This window comes from Bacillus infantis (assembly GCF_050107595.1).
Taxonomy (GTDB): domain Bacteria; phylum Bacillota; class Bacilli; order Bacillales; family Cytobacillaceae; genus Bacillus_AB; species Bacillus_AB infantis_C.
Genome location: NZ_JBNILH010000005.1, coordinates 86,826 through 106,598 on the forward strand (window position 1 = coordinate 86,826; position 19,773 = coordinate 106,598).

Annotated in this window: 18 protein-coding genes, 2 pseudogenes and 1 other annotated feature (1 of these 21 cut by a window edge); all 20 genes and pseudogenes read left to right on the forward strand. The window is 45.3% G+C overall.

What is annotated here, in order from left to right; translation table 11 throughout:
- The first annotated feature begins 55 nt into the window (after window positions 1–55).
- Window positions 56–487 carry a hypothetical protein gene (locus tag ACQCVH_RS12095; RefSeq protein ID WP_426835925.1) on the forward strand — a complete coding sequence of 144 codons (432 nt, stop codon included), beginning with the start codon at window positions 56–58 and terminating at the stop codon, window positions 485–487.
- Window positions 488–537: 50 nt separating this feature from the next.
- Complete coding sequence (locus tag ACQCVH_RS12100; protein ID WP_426835926.1) at window positions 538–810, forward strand: hypothetical protein; 273 nt, start codon at window positions 538–540, stop codon at window positions 808–810.
- Window positions 811–945: 135 nt separating this feature from the next.
- Complete coding sequence (locus tag ACQCVH_RS12105; RefSeq protein WP_426835927.1) at window positions 946–2,217, forward strand: glycosyl hydrolase family 18 protein; 1,272 nt, start codon at window positions 946–948, stop codon at window positions 2,215–2,217.
- Between the two features lie 105 nt (window positions 2,218–2,322).
- Entirely contained in the window at window positions 2,323–3,258 is a 936-nt protein-coding gene (locus ACQCVH_RS12110) for a CAP domain-containing protein (protein ID WP_426835928.1), read from the forward strand.
- A 115-nt stretch (window positions 3,259–3,373) separates the two neighbouring features.
- Window positions 3,374–4,594, forward strand: a complete 1,221-nt coding sequence (locus ACQCVH_RS12115; RefSeq protein ID WP_426835929.1) for an MFS transporter — start codon at window positions 3,374–3,376, stop codon at window positions 4,592–4,594.
- A 114-nt stretch (window positions 4,595–4,708) separates the two neighbouring features.
- Window positions 4,709–6,946 carry an AAA domain-containing protein gene (locus ACQCVH_RS12120; protein ID WP_426835930.1) on the forward strand — a complete coding sequence of 746 codons (2,238 nt, stop codon included), beginning with the start codon at window positions 4,709–4,711 and terminating at the stop codon, window positions 6,944–6,946.
- A 336-nt stretch (window positions 6,947–7,282) separates the two neighbouring features.
- The gene (locus tag ACQCVH_RS12125; RefSeq protein WP_426835931.1) at window positions 7,283–8,263 is read left to right on the forward strand and encodes a ring-cleaving dioxygenase; all 981 of its coding nucleotides are present in this window, start codon (window positions 7,283–7,285) and stop codon (window positions 8,261–8,263) included.
- Between the two features lie 157 nt (window positions 8,264–8,420).
- Window positions 8,421–9,161, forward strand: coding sequence for a PAS domain S-box protein (locus ACQCVH_RS12130; RefSeq protein WP_426835932.1), 741 nt, complete (start codon window positions 8,421–8,423; stop codon window positions 9,159–9,161).
- Between the two features lie 93 nt (window positions 9,162–9,254).
- The gene (locus ACQCVH_RS12135) at window positions 9,255–11,324 is read left to right on the forward strand and encodes a transglycosylase domain-containing protein (RefSeq protein WP_426835933.1); all 2,070 of its coding nucleotides are present in this window, start codon (window positions 9,255–9,257) and stop codon (window positions 11,322–11,324) included.
- 211 nt (window positions 11,325–11,535) lie between these two features.
- Window positions 11,536–11,733: a hypothetical protein gene (locus ACQCVH_RS12140; RefSeq protein ID WP_426835934.1), complete on the forward strand. Its 198-nt coding sequence runs from the start codon at window positions 11,536–11,538 to the stop codon at window positions 11,731–11,733.
- Between the two features lie 119 nt (window positions 11,734–11,852).
- Window positions 11,853–12,371, forward strand: coding sequence for an HD domain-containing protein (locus ACQCVH_RS12145; protein WP_426835935.1), 519 nt, complete (start codon window positions 11,853–11,855; stop codon window positions 12,369–12,371).
- A gap of 189 nt (window positions 12,372–12,560) precedes the next feature.
- Window positions 12,561–13,106 (forward strand): annotated as a pseudogene (locus tag ACQCVH_RS12150) (protoglobin domain-containing protein); the annotation flags it as partial.
- A gap of 288 nt (window positions 13,107–13,394) precedes the next feature.
- Window positions 13,395–13,865: pseudogene (locus ACQCVH_RS12155) on the forward strand (methyl-accepting chemotaxis protein); the annotation flags it as partial.
- A 386-nt stretch (window positions 13,866–14,251) separates the two neighbouring features.
- A complete protein-coding gene (locus ACQCVH_RS12160; protein WP_224897030.1) occupies window positions 14,252–14,689 on the forward strand; it encodes a peptidylprolyl isomerase in 438 nt (145 codons plus the stop codon).
- A 103-nt stretch (window positions 14,690–14,792) separates the two neighbouring features.
- Window positions 14,793–15,329 carry a G/U mismatch-specific DNA glycosylase gene (gene mug, locus ACQCVH_RS12165; protein WP_426835936.1) on the forward strand — a complete coding sequence of 179 codons (537 nt, stop codon included), beginning with the start codon at window positions 14,793–14,795 and terminating at the stop codon, window positions 15,327–15,329.
- A gap of 24 nt (window positions 15,330–15,353) precedes the next feature.
- Complete coding sequence (locus tag ACQCVH_RS12170; protein ID WP_426835937.1) at window positions 15,354–16,109, forward strand: exodeoxyribonuclease III; 756 nt, start codon at window positions 15,354–15,356, stop codon at window positions 16,107–16,109.
- A 108-nt stretch (window positions 16,110–16,217) separates the two neighbouring features.
- Window positions 16,218–17,291, forward strand: a complete 1,074-nt coding sequence (locus ACQCVH_RS12175; protein ID WP_426835938.1) for an undecaprenyldiphospho-muramoylpentapeptide beta-N-acetylglucosaminyltransferase — start codon at window positions 16,218–16,220, stop codon at window positions 17,289–17,291.
- Between the two features lie 144 nt (window positions 17,292–17,435).
- Window positions 17,436–18,398 carry a S8 family peptidase gene (locus ACQCVH_RS12180; RefSeq protein ID WP_426835939.1) on the forward strand — a complete coding sequence of 321 codons (963 nt, stop codon included), beginning with the start codon at window positions 17,436–17,438 and terminating at the stop codon, window positions 18,396–18,398.
- Entirely contained in the window at window positions 18,395–19,204 is an 810-nt protein-coding gene (locus ACQCVH_RS12185; protein ID WP_426835940.1) for an endonuclease I family protein, read from the forward strand. The genes ACQCVH_RS12180 and ACQCVH_RS12185 overlap by 4 nt, the downstream gene beginning before the upstream one ends.
- Before the next feature lie 30 nt (window positions 19,205–19,234).
- A complete protein-coding gene (locus ACQCVH_RS12190) occupies window positions 19,235–19,564 on the forward strand; it encodes an MGMT family protein (protein WP_426835941.1) in 330 nt (109 codons plus the stop codon).
- Between the two features lie 22 nt (window positions 19,565–19,586).
- Window positions 19,587–19,773, forward strand: a binding site (T-box leader); it runs 51 nt beyond the window's last position.

Consider the following 19,773-nt stretch of genomic DNA (forward strand, 5'->3'; position numbering starts at 1 on the left):
TTGGATAAACGGGTATTAACATTGTAACAAAACCAATTGCAGAGGAGTGGATCCGGTGAAAAAGATATACACCCTGGCAGCCGCTGCAGCCATAGTGCTTTCAGGCTGCGGTGCCGAGGATGACAAAGAAACCGTATCAGATGAGGAGAATACGACAGAAGGGTATAACGAACAGACTAATACGGAAGGAGAAGAAAAAAAGCTCAGTGCTGGTGAGCTTGATGACAGAATTACTGAAGGAATGGATTATGAGACCTATTCAGCCGAGGTTCAGTCCTGGGCTGAAAAAGGGCAGCTGGACTTTAAAGAATCAGTCAAGCTGGATGGCGGCGAGGAAGGGACCCTGGCAGATATCCTTCAGCTTGCAGACGGCTTCCTTGCAGTATCACATGACGGGCAAGAGGTAACAGACGTATTGGTATTTACAACGATTGAAGAAGCAAAAGAAACACTAAAGGGCGAAGCAACCCCTGGTACATCTTCGTGACCGTACAAGCATAGAAGGACCTTAATAAAAAGTGAAAGGACGGATTGTTTATGATAACTCTCAATTTACAGCTGCGTTATGAAGGAAAGATAGATAATAATGATATGAGGACAAAGCTCGAGGGGTATTTGCAGGGAACTGAGTTTGAGATTCTTTCCATAGATAAGAAAGATCACAGCCAGACACCCTTGGCGGATGAAAACAACAAAGAATATAAACACCATAAGCTTCCTTCCCAGCCTGAAGGCGCTGCACCGGATGTTAATACTTCCGGAGCGGGAGGAATGGTTTCACCGGAAACAGATGACTACAGCAAAAATTAATGTAATATTGAAACAGGGCGATGAATGCCCTGTTTTTCCCTTTTATAAGGAGATCTTGACCTTTTAAGTTTCTTACATTCTATTATATAAGGAAGCTCCATATGATGGTATTAAAAACCTATCTGAGGTGCTGCAATGGGAATCCATGTTGTATCATACGGTGACACCTTATGGCAGATTGCCAATGCATATTCTGTTTCCCCAGCCGACATATTACTTCTTAATGGATTGAATGATGCCAATGAAATAGTGCCCGGGCTGGCACTGTATATCCCTCTGGACAATCTGCCTGTCCGCTCACATATAATAAGGGAGGGAGACACTGTTTACAAGCTCACCCTTTTCTATCAGACACGAATTGATTCCATCCTCAAAACTAATCCCGGCTTGAATCCATATAATCTTCAGCCAGGACAGAGCATTTTCATTCCTTCACCACTTAAATACGGCATTCAGACGCTTGGTTTTATTTTGCCTTATAATGCTGAGGCTCTTTTCCCTATACTTGAAGGAATTTCGCCCCTGCTTACCTACCTTGCCATTACCGCCTATTCATTCCAGGCAGACGGGACAGCCTACATGCTCCTTGATGACACCGCTATAATCAATAAAAGTAAAGAGCTGGGCATCCTCCCGCTGCTCATGATCCGCAATTATCAGAATGGCGACTTTGATCCCGAACTGGCCGGAAGAGTGCTGGGAGACAGACGGTATACAGCCAATCTGATCAGCAGTATTGCCAGCCTGGCTAAAGAGAAGGGGTACAGCGGTATCAGCATCGATTTTGAATTCATTCCCCCTACACAAAGAACCAGCTTTTCAAGATTTCTTGCTGAGCTGAAGGACGCCCTGGGAAATATGATTCTGCATGTCAATGTTCATGCAAAAACAGAGGATATTCCAACAAACAGGATCATAGGCGCCTATGATTATGAGGCAATCAGTGCTGCCGCAGATATTGTCGCCGTAATGACAATCGATTACGGTTATCCAGGCGGCCCGCCTGAACCCGTTTCACCGCTGCCTTGGATGGAAGAGGTCGTCAAGTACGCCATTTCCAAGATCCCTTCTAGAAAACTGCAGATTGCCCTGCCCCTATATGGATATGATAAATCCGGACCGGACAACAGGACTGTTTCTCTGGCAGTTCTCCAGGCACAGAACCGCGCGATAGAAAAAGGGGCAAATATCCAGTATGACAGCAATAAGGCAGCACCATCCTTCAATTATTATGATGATGGACAGCTTCATATAGTCTGGTTCGATGATATCCGCAGCTATATGCAGAAATACCTGCTTATGGACCGGTATCAGCTCCTTGGCTCCACTTTCTGGCAAATCAGCCTCCGTGCCCCTCAAAGCTGGCTCGCCCTATATGAAAACTATCATGTCGTGCGGCAGGAATAGGCGGCTTCTTCTTAATTACTCTGCTGAAAATAATACCATTCATAATTAATCGGTCCTGCAGTGCAAAATAAGACCGTTAAATTATTATGAAAAGGGGTTAACAGAGTGAGCAAAGTGAAATTCAGCTTTTTGCCAGCGGTTATTGCAGTAATCATGGTGTCTGGCTGTGCCTCTAATAATGCGGCGGATGACAGGCAAGGCGGCCTCAACACACTTAATGCCGGGAATGGCAGACAGGGACAGACAAACTTTTTTAGTGACCGCAGCAGCCAGCAGGCAAAAGGAATGATGGAAAGCCTTCAGGAAGTCAACAATGGCTATATTACGATTGATCCCAATAGTTATAGCACAGGCATGCCAAGCAAAGACTTCCCGCATGGAGAACAGCAGGGAAATGGCATGTTCCGTTTTTATACAGGTGAAGAAAGAGGGCAGGAAGGACAGCCGGCGGCTCCAGGCCAGAACGAAGCAGGTCAGGGTGCGGGCATCGATCCCGGCGCACAGTATGGAGCAGGCCAGGGAACAGGCATGGACCCTGGCACACAGTATGGAGCAGGCCAGGGAACAGCTCCTGGCGGCCAGGGTGGCGCCGGGCAGCCTGAACAAGGACAGAATGCTGCTGGGAAACAGGGACAGGAAAAGGCTCGTAACACTGACCAAAGCATCAGCGATATGGAATCAAAGGTTATTGAGCTGACTAACGCAGAAAGGACGAAGAATGGACTTTCTGCACTGAAGGCAGACAATTCACTGAGCGGGGTCGCCCAGGAAAAATCGGATGATATGCAGGCGAAGAATTATTTTTCCCATACCAGTCCGACTTATGGTTCCCCCTTTGATATGATGAGGGACTTTGGAGTGGAGTACTCAACAGCAGGCGAAAACATTGCCATGGGCCAAAGATCTGCAGAAGAAGTCGTCGATGCCTGGATGAAGAGTGAAGGGCACCGTAAAAATATTCTCAGCAGCAATTTTACCCACATAGGGGTAGGTCATACAGGCGAAGGAAATTACTGGACACAAATGTTCATTGGGAAATAGAAGGAGAAAAGAAGTGCTTCTCAAGAGCACTTCTTTTTTATTTGCCTGAAAATTTCGCATTGCGAAATTTTCAGATACCGGATAAAATAGACAAAAACTGCACTGGAGCAAAGCAATGAACAGAAAAATATTGTTGTATGTAAAAGCATTTTCAGATTTTGGCACATTCATGGATACAATTGTTCTGAATGTCATCATATATGCCGCAACAGGAAGCACCGGGTGGATGGCTGCCGCAATGGCATTCAGGACAGCAGGCGGCGTGTTTTCGAGTATTTTTTCAGGCATACTGGCAGACCGGTTCGACAGAAGGAAGATCATGATTATCAGCGACCTGGCCAGGGGCATTTTAATTTTGTCGCTGATTCCTTTTCCAACACCCTATATGATTATACTCATATCCTTTGCTATCGGTTTTTCCAACAGCAGTTTTATGGTCAGCTTCAATGCGGAAATCCCCCAGATCTTTGGAGAGAACAAGGTGCTTGAGACCAATGCTCTCATTTCCAGGCTCACATCCGCCAGTCTGGTCGCCGGATTTCTGGCGGCTGGCATCTTAACAGATATTTTAGGCTACCACATTACACTGATTATTGATTCAGCTACCTATTTCCTGTCTGCCGCTGTATTACTGCTGCTTAAATGGGAAACGGCACCTGGCAGGAAAGCTGGCGTTCAATCAACCCTTCAAGGGAAGCTTGCTTCCATCTCATCTGATATCAAAGAGGTTTATGCTTATTTAAAGCTCGCACCGATGCTCATGCTCGTCAACATTGTCTTCCTTGCAGGCTCTTTTGCCGGAAGCTCCCATAATCTAGGGATCCCGATTTTAGCCGAAGCGCTTAATCCTGACAGACAAAGCTTTTATTATGGACTGATTTGGAGTACATGGGGAATTGGATCCATCCTGTCTGCATTCCTGCTGCCTAGGCTTAAATGGGCAAGTGGAAGCAGGGTCTATCTTGCATGCTTCATTTCTGCGATTCTGATGTCATCAGGATTTATCATCTTTTTATCAAGCAGCTATATCCCTGTAATATTACTGATTGCATTTCTTACCGGTATTTTTGACGCAGCTTTTACCACCCTGCATGCAACCATTCTCCAAAAATCGGACAATCATATAAGGGGCAGGATATTTGGGGTAGGCATGCTTCTGAAATCGCTCGGTTTCGCTTGCGGATTTATTCTGGCTCCGGCTGTCCTTGACAAGACCAGCCTGCCTGTGCTTGCTGCATTCTTTCATGGAAGTCTGATCCTGATCACGCTGTTGATTATGGCGCGTACATTCATTACCGCCAGGACTAAAAATCAGCAGGAAGCGGGGAGTGCTTAATGAAGGGCAGATTGGATTTTTGGCTACGGCCATGTTATATTATCTTTCATTAAAATGGCCTCGCTCCCTCTAAATGAGAAGCAATGGTGATTGTTGAGTAAAGGAAGAAATAGGATGAGCAGCACAAAAAGATATATAGCAGAATGGCAAAAGGCCCTTCAATCAGAAATACAGCATATGAAAAATTACGGAAGCAGTAAATATTCCCTTCACAATGGCATTCTGATATCAAGCCATGAAGGGTTTGTATATTTTTTCGAAACAGAATCTGCACTGCTTGTGCCTATCGGTTCACAGGTGAAAATCAGCTGGGGGCATAGAAAAGCGGAAGGAAGGATTCTGTCTTCAGAAGGCAGGAACATCATTGTCACATCCGAACAGTATTTGGGTGATGAGCTGCGATTTGCTTCCCTTCATCATGATCCGTGGGAGCTGATCGACCAGCTCATCCAGCGGCTGGATGAGATAAAAAAAAGCAAAACCAAGAGGATCCGGATCAAAAAACTGATGGACCCCTCCATGCCGGCAGCCCATCCGGCGGGTAAAGCCAAATCTCCTGTCCATGAACTCATTTTAAGATCCAAGTATAACCCTGTTACATTTGTCTGGGGGCCTCCGGGGACAGGTAAAACATATACGCTTGCCAGGACAGCAGCTAATAAGTATTTCAAAAAGCAGAAGGTTCTTGTTCTCTCACACAGCAACCAGGCCGTAGATGTACTGATGGCCGAAATCTCCTCCTTCTCGTCCCGCAAATCGAAACCTAAGGACGGAGATATCCTCAGATATGGAACAAGAAGCAGCAGCGAAGCAAATGCAGGGGGACTTTTTCACGCAGACAGGCTCATTGAAAAACACCACCCAGACCTGGCGGATAAGAAATCTCAGCTGATGGAAGAAAAAAGGCTGTTAAAATCTGATTTGGGGCGTTCTTTCAGCAAAAGAGATTCTGAAAAACTAGTCGAAATCGAAACAAAGCTTGCAGCTGTATTGGAGAAGATCAGGAAAAAGGAAATTGAATATGTGAAGGATGCCGGGATTATCGGGACCACACTTGCCAGGGCAGCAGGAGATCCTGCGATTTATGAGAGCTTCTATGATCTTGTCATTGTGGATGAAGCCAGCATGGCATATGTTCCGCAGGCAGCACTTGCAGCCTCCCTTGGGAAAAGGATCATTATTTGCGGGGACTTCAAGCAGCTCCCGCCAATCGCCGCTTCCAGAAGCGAACTGGCTGGCAAATGGCTGAAAGAGGACATATTCCACCACTCGGGTGTAGCCTCAGCAGTAGGGAATGGACAGCTGCATCCCCATTTGTTTCTGCTGAAAGAACAAAGAAGGATGCATCCGGATATTTCTGCTTTTACCAATAAACATATCTACCATTCTCTTGTCACAGACTTTGAAGGTACTGAAGAACTGAGGGAGGGGATATCCGGACTCAAGCCTTTCAAGGATATGGCATCGGTAATGATTGACAGCTCTGAAATGGGAATGTATGGCCTGAAGGACAATAACAGCGGCTCAAGGAGCAATCTTCTTCATCTTGCCCTATCTTTCCAGCTGATCCACGAGTCATATCTGGATGGGGCAAGATCAATCGGATATGCTGCTCCGTACAGAATCCAGGCTTCATTGATGGAACAGTTCATAGAAGAGGTATACAGCTCTGAAACTGCAGCTGCAGGCATTGTTGCAGCGACTGTACACCGGTTTCAGGGAAGCGAGAGGGATGTTATGGTCTTTGACACTGTTGACAGCTTTCCTTTTGAAAAAGCAGGTATGCTTATGACAGGAAAAGACAGTGAAAGACTGATAAATGTAGCTGTCACCAGGACTAGGGGAAAGTTCATCCAGGTAGGGGATACCCAGTTTATCAAAGAAAAAGTCTATGCAGGAAAAACATGGAGAAAGCTGGCAGAGCACCAGCTGAAAAGGGGGCAGGCTGTATCGCCTTCAAGCATCGGCAAATGGATCAGGAATCAGCATCCTGCGCTTCAATGGATGCATAGCAGAAAAACCGGCAAAGTTGAGAATGATATATACCAGGCAGCATCATCGATTGTCATTGCCCTGCCAGCTACCCATGCAATGGACGAGGAATGGACCAGAATAGTGAACGGACTTCCTGAAAGAGCGAGTGTCACGCTGATTTCAGACAAAAGGCATGAGGCGCTGAAGCACGCTGCTTTCATTCAGAAAGATGTACCGTTTCCTTTTATCAGCATTGACAGCCGCACTTTATGGCTGGGAATGCCTTTTTACAGCCATAAAGGCATCAGACCTCCTTATATTGCTGTCAGATTCCAATCAGAAAGCATTGCCGGGTATATTGAATCGCAATTCCTGTGAGTGAGCCTTGATCTAATGAAAAGCCATTTTGCACATACAGGAAAATTAAGAAAGATTAACTTTTGATAGGAAAACATAAAAAGACCCCCTGAAACAGGGGGTCTTGCGTATTGAGGCGGCAGGCTGCACGCCACATCGTGCATTTCCATTAAAGGAGCGCCCGCCGGCTTATTCAATTAGCTCATCGCTCAATAAATATATCACCAAAAAACCATGGATGCAAGATTAAATTTTTCCAGACGGTCTATTATACAAACATATGGGTTCCCTAAAAACTGAAAAAGAAGTAAAATTATCTCGAAGTAAGGATATTTTCTTGAAAAGGAAGTGCTTATTATGAACAGGCTGCCATTGAAAGGCATCCATCATGTTTCTGCCCTCACAGCAAACGCAAAAAAGAACTATGATTTCTACACTGACACCTTGGGCATGAGGCTCGTAAAGAAGACGGTAAACCAGGACGACACTTCTGTTTACCATTTGTTTTATGCAGATGAGAGGGGAAACCCGGGAACTGACTTAACCTTTTTTGAAATACCGAATGCAGGGCACACCTACCCCGGCACCAACAGCATCAGCCTCACTTCCTTAAGAGTTCCGAGTGACCGGTCCCTTGAATATTGGCAGGACCGGTTTGAGGAACACGGCGTCGAATATACGGCCATTACGTCTGACAGCGGAAGAAACATGCTTTTTTTTACTGACTTTGAAGATCAAAGACTTGCACTTGTTTCTGATGAAGCCAACACTGGGGAAGAAGGAGGGCGCCCTTGGGAGCAAAGCCCTGTTCCCTCAGAGCATGGAATCATAGGTCTTGGACCCGTATTCCTGACTGTAGCCGAGCTGAGCCGGACAGAAGATACCCTTGTCAGTCTTTTGGGATTCCGAAAGAAGGATTCCTATTCCGCATCTGCTCTTGGCGGCTATATGGCACATGTGTACGAAACAGGAAAAGGAGGGGCAGGGACCGAGGTACACATTCTGGTACGGAATGACCTGCCAAAGGAAAGGCCCGGGCGCGGAAGCGTTCATCATGTAGCGTTCCGTGTCGAAAATCAGGAAGAACTGCATAAATGGGTTGCCCTTCTGAAAGAAAAAAGAATCCCCAGCTCCGGGTTTGTAGAGCGCTATTATTTTAAATCACTATACTTCAGGGAGCCGAATGGCATTCTCTTCGAACTGGCCACCGACGGACCCGGCTTCGAGAGTGACGAGACATTTGAGGAGCTTGGTCAGAATCTTGCTCTGCCTCCCTATTTTGAGGACAGGAGAGATGAGATAGAAGCTAAATTGAAGCCTCTCGATACAGGCCGATAGGCGGCATAAACCAGCTTTGTGATTTAATTAAGATTCAAGCAGAGGTCAACCAGCTTTGCGGCATCCAGAAGCTGTCTCAATTTCTTTACTGAAATTAGTTTCTCCTTTTCTTTTCTGCTATGTTAAGATGAAGTTAACAAGCATAGGGAGATAACTAATGGATTCTATTGTATTGGACCATTTGTCGGTTGCTGTCATGGCGATTGACGAACATTTTACCATTAAAGTAGCGAATAAAAGGTGCAAGGAAATTCTGGGGATAGATCCTGAGGAAGCGATCGGGCAGAATATCGACGAATTTTTTGGCCATCCGCCTGAATTTACCAGGACCGTTCAGCACACACTTGAACAGGGAAAGAATTTCCGATACGATGTGTTCCCATATACATGGGGCAAGTATGAATTGACACTGAGCCAGCGTTCCACCCTGCTCAAGGACGATAACAATAAGATAAAAGGTGCTATGGTTGAATTCGAAGACATCACAGAGCGGCACAAGATGGAGGAGCAGTATAAAAACTTCATCGAGGAAAGCACAGTAAACATCATTCTTGTAGATGACAAGATTGGCATGCTTTCCCTCCATGCGCTGCCATATGATGTGTCACCGGCCAAAATGGCAGACCTTGCTGCAAAAGCAATGCAATCTGCCAGCCAAAAAAGGATCAGGGCTCTGATTTTGGATATGTCAAAACTGTTCACCATTAAATTGCTTGCAAATGCAGTGGGGTTTGTGGAGCTTATGCATGGATTCAGGATGATAGGCATTGAAGTTGTTTTTGCAGGCATACGGCCGGATATTGCCGTCCAGTCAGTACAGGCCGGAATCCGGCTGGAGGGAGTCGAAACTTTTCCTCAGCTTAATACAGCTATCAGGCATTTAAAAGAAAAGTATTAGCAAAAGGAAGGAAAATTTCATTTTCCTTCCTTTTTTCTGTATAAGTTGGTTAAAATAGAGTATTGAATATGTTTATTTAAGGAGAAAGCACAAATGGAAAGACTCAAACAGGTCTGGGAATATATCAAACGCTTTTGGAAGAGAAAGCATATCACACAGATCCTGCTGCTTGCCGCCCTGACGGCCCTGCTGCTCGCCATATTGTTTTTTGCCTACCTGGCAGCAACGGCCAATGTCCAGTCTTTGAAAGATGGCCTGAAGCAGTCGACCGTCCTCTATGATAAAGACGGAGATGAGGCCGGAAAGCTTGCCGCGAACAGGACCGGCGGAGCAGAAATAGAAGATTTACCCGACCATATGAAGGAAGCTGTCGTCAGTATTGAAGACGAGCGTTTTTACAAGCATAATGGCTTTGATATAAAAGGGATTGCAAGGGCCTTTTTCAGTAATTTGTTTGCAGGAAGGATCACTGGCGGCGGCAGCACTATCACTCAGCAGCTCGCCAAGAATGCCCTGCTGTCGCCGGAACAAACATACAGAAGAAAAGCCGAGGAGATTTTCCTGGCGGTCGAAATAGAAAAGAATTACAAAAAAGAGGAAATTCTTTTGATGTACCTGAACCAGGTTTATTTTGGAAGCGGGGCATGGGGCATTGATCAGGCCGCAAGAACCTATTTTAATAAACCGATAAGCAGAGTTACTATCAGCGAAGCAGCACTGCTGGCTGGGCTGCTTCAGTCTCCATCAGCATTGGATCCTTATCAGCATTATGACAGGAGCATCAGCAGGCGCGACACGGTGCTTGGAAAAATGCTTGAACTTGGCTACATCTCAAAAGATGAGTATGAAAAGGCAATCGCGGAGAAAATTGTACTGGAAGATGGAAGTACAGAATCTGAAGCCAGAAAGTACCCCTATTATGTAGATGCTGTCCTGGATGAGGCAACAAGCAAGTACGGCCTTACACAGGAGGAGATTTTCACAAGAGGCTACACCATTTATACAGAACTGGATCAAAATGTACAAGCCGGCCTTGAACAGGTATATGAAAGAGATTCCCTTTTTCCGGCAGGAAGAGGAGGACAGCTGGTGCAGAGCGGCTCGGTCCTTTTAGATCCGTCGACCGGCGGGGTCCGTGCCATTGTCGGAGGCCGGGGTGAGCATGTGTTCAGGGGCTTTAACAGAGGGACACATATAAAAGCCCAGCCAGGTTCCACCTTAAAGCCGCTCTCAGTATATACACCTGCTATAGAAGAAGGCTATGATGCTTCTTCTATCCTGAAGGATGAGCCGATGACATTCGGGAATTATAAGCCGGAAAATTTCTCACGGACATATGCCGGCGAAGTGCCGATGTATAAAGCAGTTGAAGAATCGCTGAACATTCCTGCGGTCTGGCTGCTCAACGAAATCGGGATTGAAAAAGGCATGGATTCTTTAAAGCGCTTTGGAATCCCAACCGAGAAGGAAGACAGAGCTCTCGGCATTGCCCTTGGCGGAATGAGAAAAGGAATCTCGCCGCTTCAGCTAGCAGAAGCATACGCAGCCTTTCCTAATGAAGGAAAAAGGCATGATGCCCACTTTATCACCAAGATAGTCGGACCGACAGGAAATGTTATTGCAGAAAGAAAGAAAAAAACTGTCAAAGTTACTTCCAAGGCGACTGCAAGGGAGATGACATCCATGCTTCTTAACGTTGTCGAAAGCGGTACCGGTCAAAGGACAAAGATCCCGGATGTCCAGATAGCAGGCAAAACCGGCTCTACACAGCTGCCTTACAATGATATCGACGGCACGAAGGATCAATGGTTTGTAGGATATACACCTTCATTGGTAGGTGCTGTATGGCTTGGATATGATAAAACAGACCGGGACCATTATCTGTCTACCAGCAGCTCCGAAACAGTCGTTCCAATATTCAAGAGCATCATGGAGCAGGTTCTTCCTTACACAGACCAAAAGGAATTCGGGACAGAGTCGGTTAATGATCAGCTGGCAGAAGAGACTAAACCGGATATCGATCTTCAGGAGCAGGCTGAGGAATTCAGCGAGCGATTGAAGGAAGAATTGCCGAAATGGAAAGAGAAATGGCAGGATGCCCGGGAGCTGCTCGACAAAACAGAAGAAAAACTGAATGAGATTTGGGACAAAATGGGGAGTTAGCCGGTTTCTTTTTACTAACTTAGCCAATATATTGATCCAAAAGGAAAACATCAAGGCATGTTTTCCTTTTTTTGTGCGATAAATTATTATGTAACAGGATTTTATCCGACAATCTTCGAAACCCTTTCCCACCAATGGTTATAGCAATCTGCTAGCAAATTACTAGCTATTTGATATCTGTGTGTTATCCTATAAATAGGAGGTGCCATCATTGCCAAATGAACAAAGAACACAATTAAATGTCCGGCTGCAGAAAGAAACGCTGCAGATGCTGGATGAAATTGTAGAGTATTATCAGGAAAACACTAAGATAGGCCGAATATATAAAGCAGATGTGCTTGCTGATATCATTGAAAAATCATATGAAGTAATGAAGAAGCAAAAATCCATGAATGCCCGTAAATTCTAAAAGGCAACTAAATGTTTTGAACTGCTTTTATCTGGAAAAAATAATTACAACTTCTCCATGCAGTCCGTTTGCTGCTCACAGGCAAATAACTCAAAGAATTTATTAAAGGAATGGTTTTATTGAGAGATGTCACTTTAGAACAAATTTTCAAACACAGAATCGCTCAAAAGTATCTGACACGATCTGGGGTAGCCCATGCAGTTGCTGTATCCAATCACAGCTTTAAGCTTGCGGCAGAAAGAGGCGTTGACCCTGACACGGCTGCAAAAGCTGGGCTCCTGCATGATATGGGGCATTACACTTGGTACAAAAATGGTAAGTGGGATTACGACCTCTACAGAAAGAATGATATACATGCAATAAAAGGAGCCGAGAGGGCCCATAAACTTTTGATCAGGCTGGGTGAAAACCCTGTTAAAGCAAAGGAAATTGCTCTTGCCATTCTATTTCATACAGATTCCTTTCTTCCTGGAGGGGAAGTCATCCGTACGCCGCTTCAAACAATTGTAAAATTGGCCGATGAATTTGATGAAGAACCTGGCGGAGCCCACCATTACAGAAAAGTAGATGAAGAAAGGGCGCTTGAAAGCCTTCGAAGGCTTGATGAGAAAATAGACAGTCTTCTTGAGACTGAATAAAGGAATCCGCTAATGAAGCGGTTTCCTTTTTTGTATTATTGAAGCCTTCGAATCTTATGTTTTGTCTAATTATCCCATTTATAGTTCTTTATACCCACTACTTTCTGCTTGAATAGATTGTGAGCCTGCTTAGAATGATTTAAACTAAAATACAAAGCTATGTAAAAATATTCCGACAGGAGAATCGGCATGGAAATCACTTTATTTAAAAAGGGCAGGAACAAGCAAGAGCATTCTTTCAAACTTAATAGTCACGGGAATATTGGAATCGACAAGTCTCTTAGCGGTGATGTATTAAGGCAAATCGATATGATAGGACTTCAGGACAGTGACCTGAACTATATACACTCCCTGCAGCCGTTTGTGAAAGAAAACCTCCCTGCCATCATAGACCAATTTTATAAAAATTTAGAAAACGAAAAAACACTTACGAAGATAATCAGTGATAATAGTTCCATTGAGAGACTGAAAAATACATTGAGCGCCCACATCTATGAGATGTTCAGCGGAATAATAGATAAGGGCTTTATTCAGCAGCGTTTTGTTATTGCTCATGTCCATGTAAAAATCGGACTGCAGCCTAAATGGTATATGTGTGCTTTTCAGGATCTTTATTTGTCCTTAAGCAGCATGATCATAGATACTATCTCTGAGAAGGGGCCATGTACTGAGGCGATGCTGGCTGTTTCAAAGATCATCAGTCTTGAGCAGCAGATAGTACTTGAAGCTTATGAACAGGAAATGAGCCGCATCAGGAAAGAGTCTGAAAGCTATAAAGAGCAGCTGAAGCATCAGGTTACAGAAGCAGCTGGAGAGCTGGCAGCCATTAGCGAACAGACCAGCGCCGCAATCCAGCAGGCAGCCGGAAAAACAGAGGACATTAGGGCTGATACAAAGTCTGGCTCTGATATAGCTGTTGTTGCCGAGGAGAAATCAGAAGAAGGAATGAAAAAGCTCATCGGGCTTGGCAGTACTTTAGGACAGGCCGAGGACAAAATAAGCAGCATCAGCCAGAACATGGAGCAGCTGATTGACAGCTCTAAACAAATCGAGCAGATTGCTGCGATTGTTACTTCTATTGCCGATCAGACGAACCTTCTGGCTCTCAATGCAGCAATAGAAGCTGCCAGGGCAGGCGAACATGGAAAAGGCTTTGCGGTAGTGGCTGATGAGGTGAGAAAGCTGGCGGAGAATACGAAAAATGCTGTCTCGGAAGTTTCAGGATTGATAGGTGAAATGGAAACCCGTTCAAGCATCATGGCCCAATCCATCGAAGAGGCCAGCGTAAATATTAATGCAAGCTCGGTTCAGTCTAAGGCTGTTAATGAGTACTTCTCTCTCATCCTTGAATCAATGCGGCAGGTAAAAGAAAAGAACCTGTCCATCGTGAAGGAAATGGAGGATCTGAATAAAGTGTTTGAAGATATCGGGGAGGCCTCAGGCCAGGTAGCAGCATCATCTGATATGCTTTCCGGATTGACTCTGACTTTATAAGGAGAGTCTCTGTCAGTGTTTGCATGCTGATCTTTACACTCACTCTGTTTAACTGAAAGCTGAAATGGAGAAAGAGAAAACCGGAAATGAAAATAAAATGGCGGCTGCAAAAGCAGCCGCCAGCCCTTTCCGTCCGTACAGTGGTTAAGTGTCCCGCAACAAGCGAATGTCCAGAAAGGGCTTTTTAAGCTTAACATATCCAATGGAGAAAATCAAAAGATGGGAAAAAAGTAAAGTTATTTTATTTCCTCTGAAAAAAATGATATGATAATCAATGATTTTCAAATATTGGCGCTGCTGAGAATCAAAGCTGGTTCCACGGCACATCAGCCGGTACAGAACTCAGTTAAGATAAGGCTGGCCATTAATCCAAGGAGATGATTTCAATGGCAAAAAAAGGATACATACAAATGAAAGACGGCGAGAAAATCGAGTTTGAATTATACCCTAACGAAGCACCCGGCACAGTAGCAAACTTTGAAAAGCTTGCAAACGAAGGCTTTTATAACGGTTTAAACTTCCACCGGGTGATTCCTGGATTCGTGAGCCAAGGCGGCTGCCCGAATGGAACTGGAACTGGCGGACCTGGCTACACAATCAATTGTGAAACAGAAGGAAACCCGCATAAGCATGAAGCAGGATCTCTTTCAATGGCACATGCAGGAAGAAACACAGGCGGAAGCCAGTTCTTCATCGTACACGACCCTCAGCCTCACTTGAACGGAGTCCATACTGTCTTCGGTAAAGTAACATCAGGGCTTGAAGCGGCAAAAGCGATGAAAAACGGCGATGTAATGGAAAAAGTAGAAGTTTACGACGCCTAATCATAAAAAAGAGCCTCTGGCTCTTTTTTATTTTCAATAAGCTGCTCTGCAGGCTGGGACTATAAGAAAAGCAGGTCATTTTTGATCAAAGAAAGGAGCAGATATGCTAAAACCAATAAAAGACCATCTCAAGCCTGGCTTGGATATCATTTTTGTCGGCTTTAACCCCAGCATCCGGTCGGCAGAGACCGGACACCATTTTGCCAATCCGAATAACCGTTTTTGGAAAATCCTTTATGAAGTGGGTTTTACCCCTAAAAAATTTCTCCCTCAAGAAGACAGCCTGCTCCTGGATCTGAATATGGGCCTGACTAACATTGTCCCGAGGCCCACCAAAGCAGCAGACGAAATAACCAAGGAAGAATATAAAGAGGGCAGAGAAAGACTTATCCGAATCATAACCGAGCTGAAGCCTAAGGCAATCTGTTTCGTAGGCAAAGGAGTTTACCTGGAATACAGCGGCCGCAAAAAAGCACCCTGGGGCCGCCAGGAAACTCCTGTCGTTCCCGGGGGCATTGAATTTGCGGCCCCTTCTTCAAGCGGGTTAGTGCGGATGAAACTGGAGGAAGTGATCGGCATTTATAAAGAACTGCCTGCCATTCTATATGGACAGGCATCCTCCCAGGGTGAGGAAAGCTAAACGAAGAACACGGGGGAATCCAGAATGAAATTAGTATCTTGGAATGTAAACGGAATCCGGGCCTGCGTCAAAAAAGGGTTTATGGATTTTTTCAGAGAAGAAGATGCAGATATATTCTGCATCCAGGAATCAAAGCTTCAGGAGGGACAGATTGAACTGGAACTGGATGGCTATCACCAGTACTGGAATTATGCAGAGAAAAAAGGCTATTCTGGTACCGCAATTTTTACAAAAGAAAAGCCTCTCCATGTATCCTATGGGATAGCTGGAAGGGAATCAGAGCCAGAAGGGCGGAGCCTGACCCTTGAGTTTGAAAATTTCTACCTTCTGAATGTATATACACCAAATTCTAAGAGAGACCTGGCAAGGCTTCCATACCGGCTTGAATGGGAGGATGAGATTCGGGAATATATCCTTGAGCTTGAACAAAGGAAGCCTGTCATTCTCTGCGGTGATCTGAATGTGGCCCATCAGGACATAGACCTGAAAAATGCCAGGTCCAACAGAGGCAACTCTGGATTCACGGATGAAGAGCGGGAAAAAATGTCATCTCTTCTGTCAGAAGGATTCGTAGACTCTTTCAGATTCCTTTATCCAGACCAGGAAGGCGCCTATACATGGTGGTCCTATATGGCAAAGGTGAGGGAGCGGAATATCGGATGGCGCATTGACTATTTTATAGTTTCTGACACACTGAAAGAACAAATACTAGATTCAAAGATATATTGTGATGTCATGGGCAGCGACCACTGCCCGATTATGCTCGAAATGGCCCTTTAGATGATAAAGGGTCTTTTTTCTGTATATAATGGAATCAGCAAATAAAAATATAGGCGCCAGTGAAGGAGGCACATGTGCCTGCCTGAACAGGCGTGACAGGAAGGTTTTATGAAAAAGACACTTGTTTTGACGGGCGGGGGCTCAGCCGGCCATGTCACCCCAAATATGGCTTTGATTAAAGAGCTGGAGGGGGAAGATGTAGACATCCATTATATTGGCAGCAGAGAAGGCATTGAAAAAGAGCTGATCAGCGGACTTTCCATTCCCTATCATTCTATTTCAAGCGGCAAACTAAGGAGGTACGCTGACTTTGAAAATGTGAAAGATATGTTCAGAGTGGCAAAAGGATGCAGCGAGGCACTTCTGATTCTAAAAAAGCTCAAGCCTGCCCTCGTTTTTTCTAAAGGGGGGTTTGTATCGGTACCGGTCATAACGGCAGCAAAGCTGCTCAGGATTCCAATTTTCATCCATGAAAGCGATCTTACACCGGGACTGGCTAACCGGATTTCAAAAAACTTTGCTTCAAAGATCTATACTTCATTTGAAGAAACTCTGCAGTACCTCCCAACTGGAAAAGCACAGGCAATCGGCTCCCCGATCAGAAGGGAAATCCTCTCTGGCATCAAGGAGAAGGGGCTGAAATTCCTCGGTTTTAACAAGTCCAGGCCGGTTCTGGCCATCATGGGAGGCAGCCTTGGGGCAAAGAAGATCAACGAAGCAGTGCGGCAGGAGCTTGATCAAATTGGCGGCCAGTTTCAAATTGTGCATCTTTGCGGAAAAGGAAATCTTGATCCTGCATTGGAAGGCAGGCCAGGATACAGGCAGTTTGAATTCCTGAACAGTGAACTTTCAGATGTGCTTGCCTGTTCAGATATGATGATTACCAGAGGCGGTTCTAATGCTATTTTTGAATTTCTCGCCCTCCGCATCCCAATGCTTATCATTCCTTTGAGCAAGAAACAAAGCAGGGGCGATCAGATTCTGAATGCTGAAAGCTTTGAGGATAAAGGCTATTCACTGACCCTGCAGGAAGAAGAACTGACAGCTGTATCACTGGCCGAGCATATCGGCCTCCTGAATAGTCAGAGGGAAAGCATAGTAAAAAAAATGATGGAGTCCGGACTAAAGGATGCTTTATCCGTCATGGCTGGTGACATTAGGGACCAATTGCAGCAGAATTAGTCTTCTGGGCCTTTGTTCGCTTATTTGTTCGGTTCTAAAAAGGAAAATCAAGCCTATCTTCATATCTGAATATTCCTTCTATTTTGTTATAATGGTGATACATCTTGTTTCTGCATCCTGAATTACTCTGAAGGAGGGAATAGTATGAAAGAATGTGTCCGAGTGATCCCGTATCAGGTAATTGAACAATCAGAGGCGGTGTCAGGCATTCCGGAAGGCATCGGATTGATCCAGGCGCCAAAAATCTGGGAAGAAACAAGGGGAGAAGGCATAACAATCGCTGTACTGGATACCGGCTGTGACATCAGCCACCCTGATTTAAAGAATCAAATCATCGGAGGCAGGAATTTTACTGGTGATGATTCCGGAAATCCGGATATTTATAAAGATTATAACGGCCATGGTACCCATGTCGCGGGAACCATTGCAGCTGAAGGCAAAGAGCCAGGCATATCGGGCGTTGCGCCAGCTGCAAAGCTGCTCATTGTGAAAGTGCTGGATAGAAACGGCTCAGGCCAATATGACTGGATCATTGAAGGAATCCGCTACGCTATTGACCAAAAAGCCGATATCATTTCCATGTCGCTCGGCGGTCCGAATGACTTGCCTGAGCTCCATGAAGTTATAAAGGAAGCTGTCCGGAACAACATCTCTGTTGTATGTGCAGCTGGCAATGAAGGAGACGGGAAAGATTCGACGGATGAGTTCGCATACCCTGGCTGCTATAATGAAGTCATCAGTGTAGGCGCGATTGATCTGGAAAGAAATTCTTCACAATTTACCAATTCACATAATGAAATTGACCTGGTAGCACCAGGTGAAGAAATACAGTCAACCTTTCTGAATGGGAAGTATGCCACATTAAGCGGCACCTCCATGGCTGCCCCGCATGTATCGGGAGCGATGGCGCTTATTAAGAATGTGGCCAACAAAAGCTTTGACAGGAAGCTGTCTGAGGCAGAGCTGTTCGCCCAGCTTATCAGGCGCACGGTTCCGCTCGGCAATTCAGCTAAGCTGGAAGGCAATGGTCTGGTTTATTTAACTTTGCTTCAGCATCTGTCAGATATTTTCACACCTAAAGTTCTGCCGATGGTTGTTAAACCATGAACAGCCTGTCAGAACAGCTCGCTGCTGAACGGGAGGCTGCACTAGCGAACCTGCAGGTCCAAAGCTCGGAGCGTGTCTATTATGATGAAGCTGCAGACCGTGAGAAATGCCAAGCTTATTATGCTTCCCTCGATTTTGAGGCAGCGGAGGCCAAAGAAGACCTTCGGAAGCTTGTGGAGGAAACCCATAAGACCGTCCTGAAATATTCCCCTCATCTCTATTTATATCCCTGGGTAGATCTGCAGGAGAACTTTGCTCTTAAAAGCCTCTACTCAGGCGGCAGGATGGATCCGGCTGAGAGCATTAAGCACGATGCGGAAATATGGATGAAGCGAAAACGGACTGGAGACACGCAAGCAAAGCTGAATTGCGAGCATGTGATTCCGCAGTCCTGGTTCAGTGAACAGCAGCCGATGAAGGGGGATCTCCATCATCTGTTCGCCTGTGAGCCTGCATGCAACAGCATGAGGAGCAATTTTCCTTATGAAGACTTTCCTTCCTATAAGCCGGAAGCTTCTGTTTTCGGAATAAGAGGCGGCTGCGGTATGGCTGAAGAAGGAAAGTTTGAACCGGAGTACGGCAAAGGAATCGCAGCCCGGGCATGCTTTTACTTTTTCCTGAGGTATCAGCATTTCAAGCCTGAAGATCACGGAATCAACTGCGGGCTCCTTCATAAATGGCATCTTGAATTTCCTGTATCCCTTTATGAAAAGCACAGGAATACGGCAATTGAGGAGCTGCAGGGCAATCGCAATCCATTCATTGATTTTCCGGAAATTGCAGGGAAAATGACTGATTCAAATTAATAAAACTCTGGAGGTACTGTTTTTAGCTTAATGCAGCCTTTTACTCAAAGAACGATAAAAATCATTAAAGAAATACCTGCGGGAAAGGTGATGACTTACGGCCAGATCGCCGAACTTGCCGGCAGCCCCCGCGCAGCCAGGCAGGTCGTCCGGATTCTTCATTCGCTGAGCAGGCAGGAGAATCTTCCCTGGCACAGGGTCGTCAACAAAATGGGTGAAATCAGCATGAAGGATCCTTTGGCTCAGGAGGAACAGAGATTTCTCCTTGAAGCGGAAGGCATCACTGTAGACAGCAAAGGAACGATCCTACTGGAAAATTTTCTGCACAAGCCAAAAAAAGGGCTGGATAATAATACCTGATTTTGATATGATAATAAAAATCTTAAATTCTATGACGAGAACAAGTAGGAAAGGGAATGTTCCTTCAGCGAGCTGGGTATGGTGAGAGCCAGCGGAAACGATCTTTCTGAAACATCATCTCTGAGATGCAGGTCTGAAATCCAGTAAGTCCTGACGGGTGTCCGCCGTTAAAAGGAACGCGTATGATGGTACGTTGATGAGCGCTATTG